The 16,533-nt window shown below is 72.9% G+C and carries 14 protein-coding genes, 1 tRNA gene and 2 pseudogenes; 13 read left to right on the top strand and 4 right to left on the bottom strand.

What is annotated here, in order from left to right; translation table 11 throughout:
* The first annotated feature begins 73 nt into the window (after nucleotides 1-73).
* From ACIPAE_RS28630 to ACIPAE_RS28610, 5 genes are all read left to right on the top strand, one after another.
* The gene (locus tag ACIPAE_RS28630) at nucleotides 74-2,434 is read left to right on the top strand and encodes an FUSC family protein (RefSeq protein WP_402448999.1); all 2,361 of its coding nucleotides are present in this window, start codon (nucleotides 74-76) and stop codon (nucleotides 2,432-2,434) included.
* A gap of 127 nt (nucleotides 2,435-2,561) precedes the next feature.
* A complete protein-coding gene (locus ACIPAE_RS28625; RefSeq protein ID WP_402448997.1) occupies nucleotides 2,562-3,752 on the top strand; it encodes a sensor histidine kinase in 1,191 nt (396 codons plus the stop codon).
* A 5-nt stretch (nucleotides 3,753-3,757) separates the two neighbouring features.
* Entirely contained in the window at nucleotides 3,758-4,642 is an 885-nt protein-coding gene (locus ACIPAE_RS28620; protein ID WP_402449106.1) for a response regulator, read from the top strand.
* Nucleotides 4,606-5,295 (top strand): hypothetical protein, encoded by a 690-nt coding sequence (locus ACIPAE_RS28615; protein WP_402448994.1) that lies wholly within the window; start codon nucleotides 4,606-4,608, stop codon nucleotides 5,293-5,295. Before ACIPAE_RS28620 ends, ACIPAE_RS28615 begins: the two co-directional genes overlap by 37 nt.
* The gene (locus ACIPAE_RS28610) at nucleotides 5,292-7,190 is read left to right on the top strand and encodes a cation acetate symporter (protein WP_402448992.1); all 1,899 of its coding nucleotides are present in this window, start codon (nucleotides 5,292-5,294) and stop codon (nucleotides 7,188-7,190) included. The genes ACIPAE_RS28615 and ACIPAE_RS28610 overlap by 4 nt, the downstream gene beginning before the upstream one ends.
* A gap of 53 nt (nucleotides 7,191-7,243) precedes the next feature.
* On the opposite strand, the gene ACIPAE_RS28605 is transcribed toward ACIPAE_RS28610, so the two are convergent.
* Nucleotides 7,244-7,576, bottom strand: a complete 333-nt coding sequence (locus ACIPAE_RS28605) for a hypothetical protein (protein WP_402448989.1) — start codon at nucleotides 7,574-7,576, stop codon at nucleotides 7,244-7,246.
* A 246-nt stretch (nucleotides 7,577-7,822) separates the two neighbouring features.
* Here ACIPAE_RS28605 and ACIPAE_RS28600 point away from each other — a divergent pair, with 246 nt between their 5' ends.
* Nucleotides 7,823-8,200, top strand: coding sequence for a nuclear transport factor 2 family protein (locus tag ACIPAE_RS28600; RefSeq protein WP_329367765.1), 378 nt, complete (start codon nucleotides 7,823-7,825; stop codon nucleotides 8,198-8,200).
* 94 nt (nucleotides 8,201-8,294) lie between these two features.
* On the opposite strand, the pseudogene ACIPAE_RS28595 reads toward ACIPAE_RS28600, so the two are convergent.
* The 3 genes and pseudogenes from ACIPAE_RS28595 to ACIPAE_RS28585 form a co-directional block, all read right to left on the bottom strand.
* A pseudogene (locus ACIPAE_RS28595) lies at nucleotides 8,295-8,489 on the bottom strand (IS630 family transposase); the annotation flags it as partial.
* 130 nt (nucleotides 8,490-8,619) lie between these two features.
* Complete coding sequence (locus tag ACIPAE_RS28590) at nucleotides 8,620-9,606, bottom strand: transcriptional regulator (RefSeq protein ID WP_402449104.1); 987 nt, start codon at nucleotides 9,604-9,606, stop codon at nucleotides 8,620-8,622.
* Between the two features lie 165 nt (nucleotides 9,607-9,771).
* Nucleotides 9,772-9,987: pseudogene (locus tag ACIPAE_RS28585) on the bottom strand (helix-turn-helix domain-containing protein); the annotation flags it as partial.
* Nucleotides 9,988-10,295: 308 nt separating this feature from the next.
* Between ACIPAE_RS28585 and ACIPAE_RS28580 the strand changes: the two are divergent.
* The 7 genes from ACIPAE_RS28580 to ACIPAE_RS28550 all read left to right on the top strand — a co-directional run bounded on the left by ACIPAE_RS28580 (nucleotide 10,296) and on the right by ACIPAE_RS28550 (nucleotide 16,521).
* Nucleotides 10,296-10,544 carry a hypothetical protein gene (locus tag ACIPAE_RS28580; RefSeq protein ID WP_329367767.1) on the top strand — a complete coding sequence of 83 codons (249 nt, stop codon included), beginning with the start codon at nucleotides 10,296-10,298 and terminating at the stop codon, nucleotides 10,542-10,544.
* An 11-nt stretch (nucleotides 10,545-10,555) separates the two neighbouring features.
* Nucleotides 10,556-10,657 (top strand) — tRNA-OTHER (locus tag ACIPAE_RS28575).
* An 83-nt stretch (nucleotides 10,658-10,740) separates the two neighbouring features.
* Nucleotides 10,741-11,631, top strand: a complete 891-nt coding sequence (locus ACIPAE_RS28570; RefSeq protein ID WP_402448986.1) for a helix-turn-helix transcriptional regulator — start codon at nucleotides 10,741-10,743, stop codon at nucleotides 11,629-11,631.
* Between the two features lie 214 nt (nucleotides 11,632-11,845).
* Entirely contained in the window at nucleotides 11,846-12,523 is a 678-nt protein-coding gene (locus ACIPAE_RS28565; RefSeq protein WP_329367771.1) for an acetate uptake transporter, read from the top strand.
* Nucleotides 12,520-14,505 carry an acetate--CoA ligase gene (acs, locus tag ACIPAE_RS28560; RefSeq protein WP_402448983.1) on the top strand — a complete coding sequence of 662 codons (1,986 nt, stop codon included), beginning with the start codon at nucleotides 12,520-12,522 and terminating at the stop codon, nucleotides 14,503-14,505. The genes ACIPAE_RS28565 and acs overlap by 4 nt, the downstream gene beginning before the upstream one ends.
* Before the next feature lie 89 nt (nucleotides 14,506-14,594).
* Entirely contained in the window at nucleotides 14,595-15,356 is a 762-nt protein-coding gene (locus ACIPAE_RS28555) for an HAD family hydrolase (RefSeq protein WP_402448981.1), read from the top strand.
* A 148-nt stretch (nucleotides 15,357-15,504) separates the two neighbouring features.
* Nucleotides 15,505-16,521, top strand: a complete 1,017-nt coding sequence (locus ACIPAE_RS28550) for a DUF5954 family protein (RefSeq protein ID WP_328465675.1) — start codon at nucleotides 15,505-15,507, stop codon at nucleotides 16,519-16,521.
* The last annotated feature ends 12 nt before the right edge of the window (nucleotides 16,522-16,533 follow it).

Below are 16,533 nucleotides of genomic sequence, written 5' to 3'. Positions count from 1 at the left end.
ACCCGTGCGGTGCCCGCGGTGGGTGCGGGCACCGACGGCAGCGAGGGCACGGCGAGAGGGGCACTGGACACGTATGGCGGCTACCGGCTGGATATCCGAGACGTGGGACCGTGTGGTCGGCTCCGACCCGGGACTTCAGCGGCTGCGCTCCGCGCTGTCCGCCGCGGTCGCGATGAGCACGACGCTCGGCATCGAGTACGTGTACGGCCGGGTCACCGACCGCGGACCGCAGGGCACCCTCGTGGTGATGCTGCTCGGCACCATGATGGCGATGATGGGCTCGATGGCGCTGGGCGACGCCGCCGGAGCCCGGCGGAAGATCGCCACCGCCGTGTTCTTCCCGGTCGCGCTCGGCGCCGGCATGACCGTCGGGGTCTGCGTGGCCAAGCACACCGACACCAAGCTCGCGGTCTTCGTCGCCGTGATGTTCGTGGCCGTCTTCATCCGCAGATTCGGCATGCCGTTCTTCTTCTACGGCTTCATGATCTGGATGGGCTACTTCTTCGCGTCCTTCCTCGGCGCCACCTTCGCCCAACTCCCCTCCCTGCTGATCGCGGTCGCCATCGCCGCCGCCTGGGTGCTGCTGCTGATGACGACGGTGCTGCGTACGCACGCGCAGCGCACCCTGGCCCGGGTCCGGCGGGCGTTCGGCGCCCGGGCCCGCTCGGTCGCCCGGGTCTGCGCCGACCTGCTGGAGGCCGACCTGCGGGACGCGCGCCGACTGGCCCGGCTGCGCCGCAAGCTGCACTCGCGGCAGCTCCGGCTGGCCGAGACCGCGCTGGTGATAGAGGGCTGGTCGGGCACGCCGGGCGCGATCCCGCAGGGCTTCTCGGCCGCGACCGTACGGCGCCGGGTGCTCGACGCCCATCTCGCGATCGACGCGCTGGCCACCGCCGCTGACGCGATGGCCGGGACCGACGCGCGGCACATCGCGGACGCGGCGAGGATCGCCGATCATCTGGCCGGCAGCGACTATGACGCGGCCGGGCGGGCCGCGCGCAGGCTTATCGACCGGTACGACGAGGCGGGCCGGACCGACCCGGCCCCGGCCCCCGCGCCGGCCCCGTTCCCGGCCTCGGCCCCTGCGTCGGCCCCGTCCTCGGCCTCGGCCTCGGCGGCGAACCGGTCCGCGCTGCGGGACGTCGACTGCCTCGCCCACCATCTGGCCACCGCCGCCTGGGAGTTCACCACGCTCACCGGGCAGGCCGGGGTGCCCGACACGGCCGTCGACGGCGAGGAGGTCTTCGAACCCGCGGTCACGCTCGCGATGGGCGCGCTGCCCGGGTCCGCCGCCGTGGCCTTCTCGGTCAGCGCGCGCAGCCGCTGGAACCCGCTCGGCAAGCTCTCGCTCACCACCCGGCAGGCGGTCCAGGTCGCGGTCGCGGGCACCCTCGCGATCCTCGTCGGGCGCGAGCTGTCGCAGGCCCGCTACTACTGGGCGGTGATCGCGACGTTCATCGCCTTCACCGGCACCGCGACCCGCTCCGAGACGTTCATCAAGGCGAGCAACCGCGTGGTCGGCACGCTGGTCGGGCTCGGCGCGGGCATCGGCCTCGCCCACCTCACCGCGGGGCACACCTACTGGATCATCACGGTCATCATCCTCAGCATGTCCTGCGGGTTCTACCTGGTGAGCATCTCCTACGCGGCCATGATCTTCTTCGTCACGATCATGGTCTCCCAGCTCTACAGCGAACTGCACGAGTTCACCGCCGGGTTGCTGATGCTGCGGCTGGAGGAGACCGCGATAGGGGCGGCGATCGGGATCGGCGTCGCGCTGGTCGTCCTGCCGACCAGCACCCGGGACACCGTCTACAGCGCACGGGTCGGCTACTACACCGCGCTCGGCGAGCTGTTGCGGGCCTGCGCGGCGCAACTCGCGGGCGAGCCGGCCGCGGAGGCGCCCGGACTGGACGCGCAGGTGCGGGTGGTCGACCACCGGCTTCAGCAACTCGCGCTGGTGGCAAGGCCGTTGACCAGGCCGCTGGTCTGGGGGAACGACCCCCGGGTGATGCGGCACCGGCTCACGCTCTACGCCGCCGTCACCCGGCAGATCAGGGCGCTCGCGGTGGGGCCGCGGCGTGCCCCCGGGTTGCCGCCGGCGCCGCACCTCGCCGCCGCCGCGCGGGCGCTCGCCGACGCCGCGACCGCGCTCGCGCTCGCGCCGAGTCCGCAGAGCCGGCCGGCCGCGGAGGTGGAGCGGGCGCTTCGGGCCGCCGACGCCGCCATGCTCGCGGCTCGGCCCGCACCCGGGACCGTACTTCCCGCGGTGACCCGGCCGTTGCTCCGCCTGCGCCAGCTGCTGCGCGAACTCGCGGTCCAGGGGCCCGCCCCCGAAACCCCCGGGTCCGCCGCCCCCGCCTCGCGCATCGTCGCCGCCAGCGACGGCTCCACCCCCTCCCGTTCTGTCGGCCCCCGGAGCACGATCCGTTAGGACGGCGCGGCGCCTCGCGGCCCCTGGGCCCGGCGACTCCTTCCGCGCGCCGCCGGCGACGGACTGCCGCGAGGACGCACGGGAAGATGGCGCACGGCTCTGTTACGGGTGAGCCGGTGTGGTCATAATGCGAAATATGAGCTCGGTGATCACCGTGGTGTCGGTCGCATTGGTGATCGCGGGCGCCGCGGCGGCGCTGTTCTGGCTGGTGCGGGGGCGAAGGGGGTTCGGCACGCCCGCGGACCGGGCCGCGTTCGCGACGTTGCACCAGGCGTCACTGGCGGCGCCGCCCCTGCGGGACGGCCTGAACGCGGACTCCGCGAAGCGGGCGGCGCGCCATCTGAGGGAACTGCTGGGCACGCCGGCGCTGGCGGTGGTGGGGGAGGAGACCCTCCTCGCGTGGGAGGGCCCGGGGCGCAGGCACGCGGCTCAGGCGGTCGCGCACGCGAAGGACGCGATGGACGCCGGCCGTCCGTGGGTGGTGCCCGCGGAGGCGATCGCGTGCGAGGACCTGGACTGCCCGGTGCGCAGCGCCGTGGTGGTGCCGCTGGTGGTGGACGGCCTGGTGGTGGGCGCGCTGTCGGTGTACGCGCGGCAGGTGTCGGCGGGGCTGGTCCGGGCCGCGGGCGAGGTCGCGCACTGGATGATCTCGCAGCTCGAACTCGCCGAGCTGGACCGGTCCAGAACCCGGGTGATCGAGGCGGAGTTGAAGGCGCTGCGCGCGCAGATCTCCCCGCACTTCGTCTACAACTCGCTCACCGCGATCGCGTCCTTCGTCCGCACCGACCCGGACCAGGCCCGCGAACTGTTGCTGGAGTTCGCCGAGTTGACCCGGTACAGCCTGCGCCGGCACGGCGAGTTCAGCACCCTCGCCGAGGAGTTGCACTCGGTGGACCGCTATCTGCGCCTGGAGCGCGCCCGGTTCGGCGCGCGGCTGCGGGTGGACCTGCTGATCGCCCCCGAAGTGCTGCCGGTGGCGGTGCCGTTCCTCTGCCTGCAGCCGCTGGTGGAGAACGCGGTACGGCACGGCCTCGGCCCGAAGGCCAGTTCGGGCCGGATCACGATCCGGGCCGAGGACGCCGGTGCGGAGTGCCGGATCAGTGTGGAGGACGACGGCGTGGGCATGGACCCTGAGCAGGTGCGCGCACAGCTCGCCGGGAAGGCCGGCGGGGACTCGCTGGGCCTGGGCAATGTGGACGAACGGCTGCGCGCGGTGTTCGGCGACGAGTACGGGTTGGTGGTGGAGACCGCACGGGGTGCGGGGACGAAGATCAACGTCAGGGTGCCCAAGTACCGGAACGGGGTGCACGCTTCGTGAGACCGCTGCAGGTCCTCGCGGTGGACGACGAGCCGCCCGCGCTGGAGGAGTTGACGTATCTGCTGCGCGGCGACCGGCGGGTGGGCCGGGTGCTGGCGGCGGGCGGCAGCGAGGAGGCGCTGCGGCTGCTGGAGGACGGCAGCACCGACGCGGTCTTCCTGGACATCCGCATGCCCGGGCTGGACGGCCTGGACCTGATGCGCGTGCTCGGCCGGTTCGCGCACCCGCCGGCGGTGGTGTTCGTCACCGCCTACGAGGACTTCGCGGTGTCGGCGTTCGCCCTCAACGCCTGCGACTACCTGCTCAAGCCGGTCGGCCCGCAGCGCCTGGCGGAGGCGGTACGGCGGGTGGCCGCGCTGATCGAGAGCGGCGGTACGGCCCCGGGCGCCCCCGGCTCACCCGTATCCGACCCGGCACCCGCATCTCCGCCCGGCCCCAACGCCCTCCCGGAGCAGGACCGTTCGGCCCCGGACCGGCTCATGCCGTCGGGCTGGCCGCCGCTCCCGGACCGACCCGTCCGGCAACCGGACCGGTCCGACGAGCGCATACCCGTCGAGGTGGGCGGCGTCACCCGCTTCGTCTCCCGCGACGAGGTGTCCTACGTCGAGGCCCAGGGCGACTACGTACGCCTGCACACGCGCGGCGGCGCGCCCCTGCTCCGTATCCCGCTGGCCGTGCTGGAGGAGCGCTGGGGCCCGCACGGATTCCTGCGCATACACCGGCGGTTCCTGGTGGCGCTCGGACACGTGGAGGAACTGCGCTCGGACGCCGGGCACTGGACGGTACGGGTGGCCGGCGGCGAACTCCCGGTCAGCAGGCGGCACTCGCGCGAGCTGCGGGACCTGCTGACCCGGTGGGCGCCGCGGCCCGGGCCGGGCGGCCGGCCGTGATCGGCGGCCACCAGCCGCAACCGCCGCCGCCCCGCCGCACCGCGGTGTCGGGCCCGCGCCGGCACCGCCCCGGCGGCTGGTCGGCGCGCGCCAGACCGGCCGACCTGCACGCGCAGCCCCGGCTCGGCCAGGTCTACGTACGCTCCCTTGTCCGCGACCAACTACGGCTCGCACTCGGCGTGTTGACGGTGCTCGCGGTCGTGCTCGGCGGGGTGCCCGCGGCGTTCGCGCTGCTGCCCGGGCTGCGCACCGCCGAGGTCTTCGGCTTCCGGCTGGCCTGGCTGCTGCTCGGGGTGGTGGCGTATCCGGTGCTGCTCGGGATGGCCTGGTTCCACGTCCGGCACGCGGAACGGGTGGAGCGGGACTTCACGGAGTTGCTGCGCGGGCCGGACCCGACGGTGGCTTCGCAGGAGCCGGATGGAGCCCAGAACTCCCTTGGTGGGCAGGCTGGTTCGGACGGAGCGGAGCCGCACTTCACGGAGCACGGGTCCGCCGCTTCCGGGGCTGCGGCTCCGGGCTCGGCCGCTCCAGGCTCCGCCGCTTCCGGGGCTGCGGCTCCAGACTCCGCCACTCCAGGCTCCGCCGCTTCCGGGTCCGCCGCCCCCACCCCCGAGGGGCCCGGCCCGTCCGCTTCCCGACCCGGTGCCGGGTGAACCCCGCGCTCGGGCTCGCCGCGCTCGCCGCCGTACTCGTGGCGACCGTCGCCGTCGGCGTCTACGGGCTGCGGCTGTCCCGCGCCACCTCGGACTTCTACGTGGCCTCCCGCGAGGTCTCGCCGCTGTGGAACGCGAGCGCGATCAGCGGGGAGTACCTGTCGGCGGCGTCCTTCCTCGGCGTCGCGGGCCTGGTGATGGCGTACGGCGTGGACATGCTGGCGTACCCGGTCGGCTACGCGGCCGGCTATCTGGTCCTCCTGCTGCTGGTCGCGGCGCCGCTGCGGCGCTCGGGCGCGTACACGCTGCCGGACTTCGCCGAGGAGCGGCTCGGCTCCACCGCGGTGCGCCGGGTGGCGAGCGTGCTGGTCGCGGTGATCGCCTGGCTCTACCTGGCGCCCCAACTCCAGGGCGCGGGGCTCACGTTGCAGACGGTGACCGGGGCGCCCCGGTGGGCGGGCGCGGTCGTGGTCGCGGTCGCGGTGGTCGTCGTGTCGGCGGCGGGCGGCATGCGCAGCGTCACCCTCGTCCAGGGCCTGCACTTCTGGCTGAAGCTGATCGCGATCGCGGTGCCCGCGCTGTTCCTGGTGATGGCCTGGCGGACCGCCGGGTCGCCCGCGCTGACCGGGCCCGACGTGCCGCGCTTCCCGCACACCACGGTGGTGCGTATCCAGGACCCGGTGCGCTTCGACGTGCGCGCACCGGTGACGATCGCGGTCAGCGGCGGCCTGGACGGCAGGACGTACAAGGCCGAGGGCGCGCAGGCGGGTTCGGCCGTTGGCGCGGGCGCGGGCACTGCCGTGGCTGCGGGCGCCGACGCAGGAGCGGGCACCGAGGAGGCCGGAAACCCCTCGGGCGGCGGCGACTTGGGGACCGGCGGGCGTACCCGGACCGTACGGCTCGCGGTCGGCGAGCACTCCGCCGCCGCCGGGGCGCGGCTCACCTTCCCCGCCGGGGTGCCCGTGCCGCACCAGGTGGGCCTCGCGCCCGCGACCGGCTCGCAGTGGGCCCGGCCGCTGTCCGGCGCGGGCGGCCGCGGGCACCCGCTGTACGCGGTGTACTCGATCCTGCTCGCCACCTTCCTCGGCACGATGGGCCTGCCGCACGTCCTCGTGCGCTTCTACACGAACCCGGACGGGCAGGCCGCGCGCCGTACGACGCTGCTGGTCCTGGTGCTGCTGAGCGTCTTCTACCTGCTGCCTCCGGTGTACGGGGCACTCGGCCGGGTGTTCGCGCCCCAACTCCTGCTCACCGGGCGGACCGACACCGCCGTTCTGGTGCTGCCGCAGATCGTGCAGGGCGGGGAGGCCGGGCGGTTGCTGGCCGCGCTGGCCACGGCGGGGGCCTTCGCCGCGTTCGTCTCCACCGCGTCGGGGCTGACGGTGTCTGTGGCCGCGGTGGTCTCGCAGGACCTGCTGCGCGGGTCGGCGCGCGGCTTCCGCTGGGCGTCCCTGGTGGCGGGCGTGCCCCCGCTGGTGATGGCGACGATGACGTCCGGGCTGCCGGTCGCCGACGCGATCGGGCTCGCCTTCGCGGTCGCCGCCTCGTCCTTCTGCCCGCTGCTGGTGCTCGGGATCTGGTGGCGCGGGCTCACCGACCGCGGCGCGCTGGCCGGGCTCGTCGCCGGGGGCGGGCTGGCCGCGGTGGCCGTCGTGGTCACCAGCGTCCGCGGCCCCGGGCACGGTTGGGGCGCCGCGCTCCTGGAGGAACCGGCCGCCTGGACGGTGCCGGTCGCCTTCGCGGTGATGGTGGTGGGCTCGCTCCTCACCCGCGGCCGCCTCTCGCCCGCCGCCGTGGACCGGGTGATGCTGCGCATGCATCTGCCCGAGGAGGTCACCGGCCCTGAGCCGCCGCCGGTGGGTAGCCCCAGCCCCGCAGGCGCGGGTGAACCGTAGGCCGGAAAACCGTCTTTCCTCCCGGGAAGCGCCGACCGCGGGGATACAGGTCTTTAGGTCCACCGGAAAGCGGTCACGCGGTCGGTGAGGTAGGTGCGCAGATCGCGGGGACCGCTTCCCGTGAGGGCGACGCCGTCATCGGCGAGCCACGCGGCGTCTCCCTCGGCGAGCAGCCAGAAGAGCTGGGCGCGTTGGAGGCCGGTGACCTGCTCGGGGAGCCCCGCCTCGATCATTCCTTCGCCGTGCCCGTCGGGCGTCACCCCGCGGTACGCGATCGCCCGGCCCAGGGCGCGGGTCAGCTCGGCCGCCATGTCGGAGTAGGCGACGGGTCCCGGACCCGTCGGCAGGGAGGTGCGCTCCGCGTGGCCGGCGGGAGCGGCTGCCACGGCCGCGAAGCAGGCGTGCTCACCGCCCGATCCCCGGCTGGTCCACGGCCCACGCGGACCGTTGCGCACGGCCCGCGCCGCGTACGATGCCCGGCCGGCCGAGGCCGCCCGGCGCGGACGTAATGGCCCGGCGCCGACCCGCACCTGCCGTGCGGCCCTGGCCAGTGCTGTGACCGGATGGTCCACCGTGATCGGAAGGCAGCTCGCGGGACGAGCGCACGCGAAACGGCTGGTATTACTGGGGGCATGCAGGAAGAGACCGCTCGCTCCGCGATCGACACGTTCATCTCGGCGTTCAACGCCTCGGACGACAACTATGTGACCGCCCTGCTCTCCCAGGCCCTGACCTCAGACGTGGTCTTCTGGGGGCCGTTGGGCCGCAGCGAAGGAATCGCGGCGGTCGAGCGGTTCGTGCTGGACATCCGGCGCCACCCGGCGGGGACCGGCACGATGGTGCGCTGCTCAGCGGTGGACATGCCCGACGAGTGGGCCCGGTACCAGTGGGTCTTCACCATGCCGGACGGAGGCCCCCGCCTCGCGGGAACGGACGTCGTCCATCTGCGGCGGAGCCTCATCGACCAGGTCATCGTCTTCGCGGGGGAGATCGAGCCGTCCGCCCCCTGAGCCGTCCTTCTGTCGCTGTGCTGCTCCTGAACCGGCCCCCTTCGGTGCTCGGGGGCTGCTGTTCGCAGCTGGTCAGGACGCGGTGTGGAGTGGGGCGTCCACCCCAGCAGATGCCTTTTTCGCCGCGGGGGCGGGCACGTTCCTCGCGTGGGGCGGCGAGTACGTCGGGGTGGCGGGCGTTGCTGTTGCGCCGGCGCAGGTAGCGGTGAGGTGCCTGGGTTCGCGCGGGGTGGCTGCGGTGGTGGGAGCCGGCCGGGGTGAACCGCCGCAGCGGACCGAAGTGGGCCTCGGTCCCTCGTGGTCGGTCGGTCCGCGTACACGGACAGGTCCGGCCACCGCGCCTCCAGCGATCGGATCGGACGTCACCGCACACCCAGCCGTCGCGACCACCAACCCGGCGAACCTTCACGGTCACCGCACTAGACGAGCGCGGTGCGCAGTTCCTGGGCCACGGTCGGCGCCGTGTCCGCGATCGTGTCGCACAGTGTCGAGATGCGTTCGCGCACGAGCCCGCCGCGGTACGCCGTCGGCAGCGCCTCCCACACCCCTGCCGCCTTCTCGGCCGCATGAGCGGGGTCGCCCTCGGTGCTCATACACGTCGCCCTGTCGATGTCCAGCAGGGCGCGGGTCATCACGGACGGCGCCCGGGTCAGCCCGAGGGCGGCATCCTGTTCGTCGTACGCCTCTTGCGCATTCCCCAACAGGGTGAACGCCTGCGAGAGGTGGACGTGGTGCTTCTGCATCGGATAGCCGAACCAGGTGTCGGCCGTCTCCGCCCCCTCCAGTTGCTCGGCGATGGTGCGCGTGGCGGCCACCTCGCGCAACGCGCCCTGCCGGTCGCCGTTCGAGGCGAGCGCCCTCGCGGTGACCGCGGCGGCGAGCGCCGCCGACGCGGAAGGAGCCCGGCCGGCCGCGGCTCCGGCCCGACGCGCAAGGTCGGCGGCGGCTTCAGGGGCACCGTAGTTGAGCGGGACCATCGCGTGCCGCGCAAGCGCCCAGGCGAGCATGTGGCGGTCGCCGGACTCCTGGGCCGCCCGTTCGGCGGTGGTGAACCAGCGATGAGCTTCGCGTTGGTCCCCACGGTCATGCTGGATGATCGCCACCAGGCCGACGATCCCGGCCGCGATACGGGCCAGGTGGGTACGGGTGGCCGCCGTGTGCGGACGATTCAGCACCGCCCGCAACAGGTCGAGGTCGCCGCGCATCTGGCCGAGCACCATCGCGGGTGCGCGACCACGGTAGCCGCCGCGGTGCCGCTCGAACGCGCCCTCCAGGTAGGCGAGATCACCGGCGTCCGAGCCGGAGAGCGCGGAGTCGATGCCCTGACGCGCTTCGGCGATCTCCGCCAGCGGGCCCGACCCGGCCGTAGCCGTGGCGACCACTCCGAGGAATCGTCGTCTGTCCACTTCAGTGCCCTCCGCTCCGCCGATGGCCGCACCCGCCAGACCGTCACCGTCAACGGTAGAGGCCATTGTCCGCCGGTGGACAGCTCGCACGGGCGGTGCGGTTCCGCGTCCGGGCCAAGCCGCACCTGTCCGATCACGCGTGTACTCGGCGGCGCGTTCCAGTTCAGCAAGAGGCGTATCCAGTGCGCGGGCCAGGTCAGGCAGCCACGCAAGAGGGATACGTGCGCCTCGCTCCCAGCGCGAAACCTCGTGGCGCGTGACCGACGCCGTACCGGATAACTCGGAAAGGCAAGACGCCAGTTGACTTTGCGACTTTCGGGTGAGCTGTCGAAGCCCCGCGAGGTAGGCACCGAACTGTCGGCGCCGTTCATCGTCATTCATTCTGGCCCCCTCGTGGACCAGTCTGGCCCCTCCCCTGGCCCCTTGTCCGGCTCCCCACGAGAAAGACCCCCGACGGTTCGATGGAACCGTACGAACTCCGGCAACCGTGGCACCGGGCCCGGGGCGTGGCGGACCTGAGGAAAGCAGACGGACATGCGAGAGCTTACGGATATTCGGCGACCACGGGCGGGAGCGGGTTCCGCTTGGCGGTCGCTCACCGGGGACACGGGCGAATACGGGTACCGCCAGTGAGCGGCGACCGGTTGCTTCCGTGGGTGGGGCCTGGTGGGCGGGCGTGTTACCTGGCCTTGGAGGGAGGAGGCGCGTCGTCGGCGTTGTGGCGGTTGGCGGACGAGATGGAGTCGGTGCAGCTCGGAATGGGCTGGGAGCTGCTGGGCTTCGTGCGTAAGACGCTCGGGGAGGCGGCTCCGTCGGAGACCGAACTCCACGGCATGGTGACGCACTTGTGCACGGCGTTGTCGGACGCGCTGCGCGTTGCCGACAGCCGTGGTGCGCTGCTGGACCTGCCCCCGACAGGAACCCAGCCGTCCCTTTGATTCATGAACTCCCCCTTGTAGCTCAGTCAGGAAGAGCCCGGGCGGCCCCGCACACTCTCCGTTCATGCGTGCGGGCAGGCCCGATGACTCCGGTTCGAGTCCGGACAAGGGGACGTGGCGCCCCGGCAAGCGGAATTCCCGTGGCCCCCGGGGCACATAGCACCAGCACGACCGACCACGTGGAGAGGAGATCCGTATGAGCGGCACCAGCGGAAAAGGCGGGAGCGGAAGCGGCGAGAAGGGCACCACCAGGATGCTCATCGACTGGGAGTGGTTGTCCGCGCGGGAGTTGTACGCCAGTGAACTGGCCTATCGGCGCCAGCAGGCGGGCCTGACGTTGATGGAACTCGCGGGGCTGTGCATGTATGAACAGTCGTATCTGCATCGGCTGGAGAGGGGGCAGCGCCTCGGCACCCTGGAGGCGGCCACGGCGTTGGACAAGGTGTATGGCACGGGCGACCTCCTGGTGAAGCTGTGGCACCTGGCCAAACGGGAAGCGAAGGACAAGCCGTTCCTCGGACTTGCCCCCTTGGAGGCGGACGCGGTGAGCGTCCAGGAATACGCCGTCAGCGCGGTGCCCTACCTCCTCCAGACCCGCGCCTACGCCGAAGAACAGCTCCGCACCGCCCGCCCGCACAGCACCAAGCAGTTGAGCGCCCAGGTCGCCGCACGGCTGAAGCGGCAAGACCGTCTCACCGGCCCGAACCCCGTCCACTACCGCGCGCTGATCGACGAAGCCGTACTACGACGCAAAGCCCGCGACCCCCAGACGTGGACCGCCCAACTGGAACACCTCATCGAGACCGCCCAGCAGCCCGATGTCTCCCTGCACGTCGTCCCGTTCGGCACCGGACCCCACCACATCCGCAGCTGCCTGGAACTCATCTTCTTCCAGGACGGCCACGTCGTGGCCTACACGCAGAGCAGTTGGAGCGGCCACCTCGTGGAGGAACCCGAAGACGTCGAACCGCTGCGCCTGGCCTACGACTTGCTCCGCGACAACGCCCTCACGCCCACCGCATCCGTGACCTTCCTCCGGGCCGCGCTGGAGGAGCACACCGCGGAGGAACGCCTCATTGCGAGGTGACGGGAGAGAGCCCGCCGTGACCGTTCGGCGCGTGAGGGGGACCGTCCACCGAGTGGAGGGGACCGCTGGGCGAACGGCTGGGTGTGAGGCAGGTCACGTGGCCGAGATTCGTCCTAGCGTGAAGCGGGGGCCGGGAACGGCCCCTGGGCACCCGGCCGCAGGGCCGCGCGCCCTCGCCTACCGCTGCCTTCCTCGACGAGGAGGAACCCCGCAGATGAGCATCCCCGCCCCGACCTCAGCAGAAGCCACACCGGCACCCGCACCCGCGTCCGCCGCCGCGGACACGATCGCCGACCCCGGACCGCTCGGGCTGGCCGGTTTCGCGTCCACCACGTTCGTGCTCAGCTCCTTCAACGCGCACCTGATCGACCAGAACCTGCTCACCGTGGTGCTGCCGCTCGCGCTGTTCTACGGCGGCCTGATACAACTCCTCGCCGGCATGTGGGAGTTCCGCAAGGGCAACACCTTCGGGGCGACCGCGTTCGCGTCGTACGGCGCGTTCTGGCTGTCGTACGCGGCCTACGTGAAGTTCGTGGTCGGCACGCTGCCGCCGGACACCGCGCACCAGGCCACCGGCCTGTACCTGCTGGTCTGGGCCGTGTTCACGGTCTACATGACGGCCGCCGCGCTGCGCACCAACGCGGCGCTGCTCGCGGTGTTCGTGGCGCTGTCCGCGACCTTCATCGTGCTGGCCGTCGGGGAGTTCGCGACGAGCGTCACCGTCACCAAGGTCGGCGGCTGGATCGGCCTGGTCACCGCGGTGTTCGCCTGGTACGCGTCGTTCGCCGTCGTCACCAACTCGACGTGGAAGCGCCCGGTGATCCCGCTCGGCCCGCTCACCGGAGCCGCGCTCGGCCGCCGGGGCGGACCGGTCGAGGAGCCGCACGCATGAGTGGCGAGACCCTCTCCAACCTCATGTCCGAGGACCGCCGGTTCCCCCCGCCGGCGGCCCTCGCCGCTGAGGCCAACGTCACCGCCGAGGCGTACGACCGGGCTGCCGCCGACGGCGAGGCGTTCTGGGCCGAGGCGGCCGGCCGGCTGGACTGGGCCGCGCCCTGGCGGCAGGTGCGCGACTGGAGCGACCCGCCGTTCGCCCGCTGGTTCGTCGGCGGCCGGCTCAACGCGGCCCACAACTGCGTCGATCGGCACGTCGAGGCCGGCAACGGCGGCCGGGTGGCGTTCCATTGGGAGGGCGAGCCGGGCGACGCCCGCACCCTCACCTACGCCGACCTGAAGGATGAGGTCTGCCGGGCCGCCAACGCGCTTGAGGCGCTGGGCGTCCAGTCCGGCGACCGGATCGCGATCTACATGCCGATGATCCCCGAGACGGTCGTGGCGATGCTCGCCTGCGCCCGGATCGGCGCCCCGCACACCGTGGTCTTCGGCGGCTTCTCCGCCGACGCGCTGCGCGGCCGCATCCTCGACTGCGACGCCCACGTGGTGATCACCGCCGACGGCGGCTACCGCAAGGGCGCGCCGTCGGCGCTGAAGCCCGCGGTGGACGAGGCCGTGGCGCAGTGCCCGGACGTGCGCAACGTGCTGGTGGTGCGCAGGACCGGGCAGGACGTGGCCTGGACCGAGGACCGTGACGTGTGGTGGCACGACCTGGTCGACGCGCAGCCCCCGGAGCACACCCCGGAGGCGTTCGACGCCGAGCACCCGCTCTACATCATGTACACCTCCGGCACCACGGCCCGCCCCAAGGGCATCCTGCACACGACCGGCGGCTACCTCACCCAGGCCGCCTGGACGCACTGGGCGGTCTTCGACGTCAAGCCCGAGCGGGACGTCTACTGGACCGCCGCGGACATCGGCTGGGTCACCGGCCACTCGTACATCGTCTACGGCCCGCTCGCCAACGGCGTGACCTCGGTGCTGTACGAGGGGACCCCGGACACCCCGCACCAGGGCCGCTGGTGGGAGATCGTGCAGAAGTACGGCGTGACGATCCTGTACTGCGCGCCCACCGCGATCCGCACCTTCATGAAGTGGGGCGAGGAGATCCCGGCCCGCTTCGACCTGTCCTCGCTGCGGCTGCTCGGGTCGGTCGGCGAGCCGATCAACCCCGAGGCGTGGGTGTGGTACCGGCAGGCGATCGGCGGTGACCGCTGCCCGGTGGTCGACACCTGGTGGCAGACCGAGACCGGCGCGCAGATGATCAGCCCGCTGCCGGGGGTGAGCACCTGCAAGCCCGGCAGCGCGCTGCGGCCGCTGCCGGGGATCTCCGCGGAGGTCGTCGACGACGCGGGCCGGCCGGTGCCCAACGGCTCCGGCGGCTACCTGGTGCTCACCCAGCCGTGGCCGTCGATGCTGCGCACCATCTGGGGCGACGAGCAGCGGTACATCGAGACGTACTGGTCGCGCTTCCCCGGGTACTACTTCGCGGGCGACGGCGCGAAGAAGGACGAGGACGGCGACATCTGGCTGCTGGGCCGGGTGGACGACGTCATGAACGTCTCCGGGCACCGGATCTCCACCACGGAGGTCGAGTCCGCGCTCGTCTCGCACCCGTACGTCGCCGAGGCGGCCGTGGTCGGCGCCGCCGACGCGACCACCGGGCAGGGCATCGTGGCGTTCGTGATCCTGCGCGGCGCGGGCGAGCGGGCCGCCGCCGAGGCCCAAGGGGACGATCTGGCCAAGGAGTTGCGTTCCCACGTGGCCAAGGAGATCGGACCGATCGCCCGGCCCCGGCAACTCCTGGTGGTGGCCGAGCTGCCCAAGACCCGCTCGGGCAAGATCATGCGCCGCCTGCTGCGGGACATCGCGGAGAACCGCGCGCTGGGCGACGTCACCACGCTCACCGACTCCACCGTGATGGACGCGATCAGGGAGGGCCTGCCGGGCGGGGCCTCCGGCGGGGGAGACGAGGAGTAGCCCGCCCACCCGTCGCGCGGCGCGGTACGACCCGAGGGGGGCCGTACCGCGCCGCCGTCCGTCCCGGCCGCCGGCGCTACGGTGAGCGGATGACGGACAGCGAGCGGCGAGCGGCCGGGAACGCGCGACCCGAGCGGCATCCGGAGCAGGGGACGGCGGAAGGGCCGGAACGGCGGCCCGAACGGCCCAGGCAGGCACCGGAGTTCGCGGACGGCCGCGCGTACGACCGTACGGACGGCTGCCCTTACGACGCGGTGCTCTGCGACTTCGACGGCGTCGTCCACCTGTGGGCGCCCGACGCGATGTCCTCGCTCGACCGCGCCCGTGGCCTGCCCGAAGGGACCATGGCCGGGGCCGCGTTCCGGCCCGCGCTGCTCGAACTCGCGATCACCGGCGCGATCACCGACGAGGAGTGGCGGGTGCGCGTCGCCGCCGACCTGGCCGCCGTCTGCGGTTCCACCGCCGCCACCGCGATGGTCGCGCAGTGGACCGCCGGCACCGGCCGCCTCGACCCCGAGGTGCTGGCGCTGCTCGCCGCCGTACGCAGCCGGGTCCCGGTGGTGCTGGTCTCCAACGCCACCACCCGGTTCGAGTCGTACCTGGCCGCCATCGGCCTCGCCGACGCCTTCGACGCAGTGCTCAACACCGCCCGGTTCGGCGCCGCCAAGCCCGATCCCCGGGTCTACGCCGCCGCTGCCGCGCTGGCCGGCGCCGACCCGCGCCGCTGCCTGTTCGTCGACGACACCGCCGGACATGTCGCTGCCGCCGAGGCCGCCGGGATGGCCGGCCTGCACTACGCGGGCGTCGACGGACTGCGCGCGGCGCTGCGCGCGACGGCCGCTCCCCGCTGACCGCCGACGCGACCCCGCCGACGCGACCCCGCCGAGCAGCGGTCGGACGTAATCCCAACTGCGTTCGGGAGAAAGCGTGTTGATGCTGTGCATATGAGTCGTGGCGAACGCCTGACAAGGATGCACCCTGTGTGAGCACAATGCTCGTATGAGTAGCGAGGAACAGGTCGAGCCGGACGGTCTGGTGATGCGGGTGCGACCGGTCGACCATCCGGTGGCGGCCGCGGAGGAAGCGGACGCGGCGGACGCCGCGCGCCGTTACGCGCACTACATCATCCGCGGCCCGGTGTTCGGGCTGGCCGCGCACACCCCGGGCGAGACCGGCTGGCGGATGGTGGAGCCGGCGGTGGAGGGCTTCCCGCAGGCGTCCCGCGACGCGCTCAACTCGTATCTGTGGCTGAAGGCCAAGGACGACACCGACGATCCCGTGGTGCGCCGCGAACTGCTCGCCGCGGTCGCCAGGTTGGAGCAGGAGCCGCTCGACGAGCTGACCGTGTGCGGGGTGCGCTACCGGGTGGTGCGCGCCGAGGAGTACGTCTACAGCAACGAGGACGGCCTGGAACCGCCGCGCCCCGCCGACCGGGACGCCCTGGTGCTCGACTGGGACGGTTCGCCCGACGAGCCGGAGGTGGACCAGGACTTCGTGATGGACCACTCCGCGGTCACCGGGGTGGTGGCGGGCTCCGAGCGGCTGGCGCTGCGCGAACTGCACTACCGCAGCGAGCGCTACCCGGCCGACGTCCGCGCCGACTCCCGCCGGGCGCTGGAAACCCACCCCGGCACCGTGGTGTTGCCGGCCGCCTTCCGGGTGGTGGAGCGCACCGAGGACGGCTGGGAGCCCTTCTCCATGATCGTGGCCACCCCGCACGCGGCCCGCCGCACCCTGGTGACGGCGCTCACCGAGATGTGGCCGCGGATGCGCAAGCTCACCCCGCAGGAGAAGGCGGAGTACGACCGGGTCGCCGCGCGGTTCCAGGCCGCCGGCCGCGCCAACGAACTGTCCGTCCACGACCGGCGGTTCTTCGTGGTCCGGGTCGGCCGCATGGTCCGGTTCGGCCTCGACGGCCCCGAACCGCCCCGCCCCTCCGACATCGACCCTTACGGCCCGTCGAAGATCCGCCCGACGATGGACGAGCACGGCACCATCACCTACAGCGAGGAGTAGCCGCTACGGCGG

Source organism: Streptomyces sp. NPDC087270, assembly GCF_044744625.1.
Classification (GTDB): domain Bacteria; phylum Actinomycetota; class Actinomycetes; order Streptomycetales; family Streptomycetaceae; genus Actinacidiphila.
This window is presented reverse-complemented; position numbering and strand designations above follow the sequence as displayed.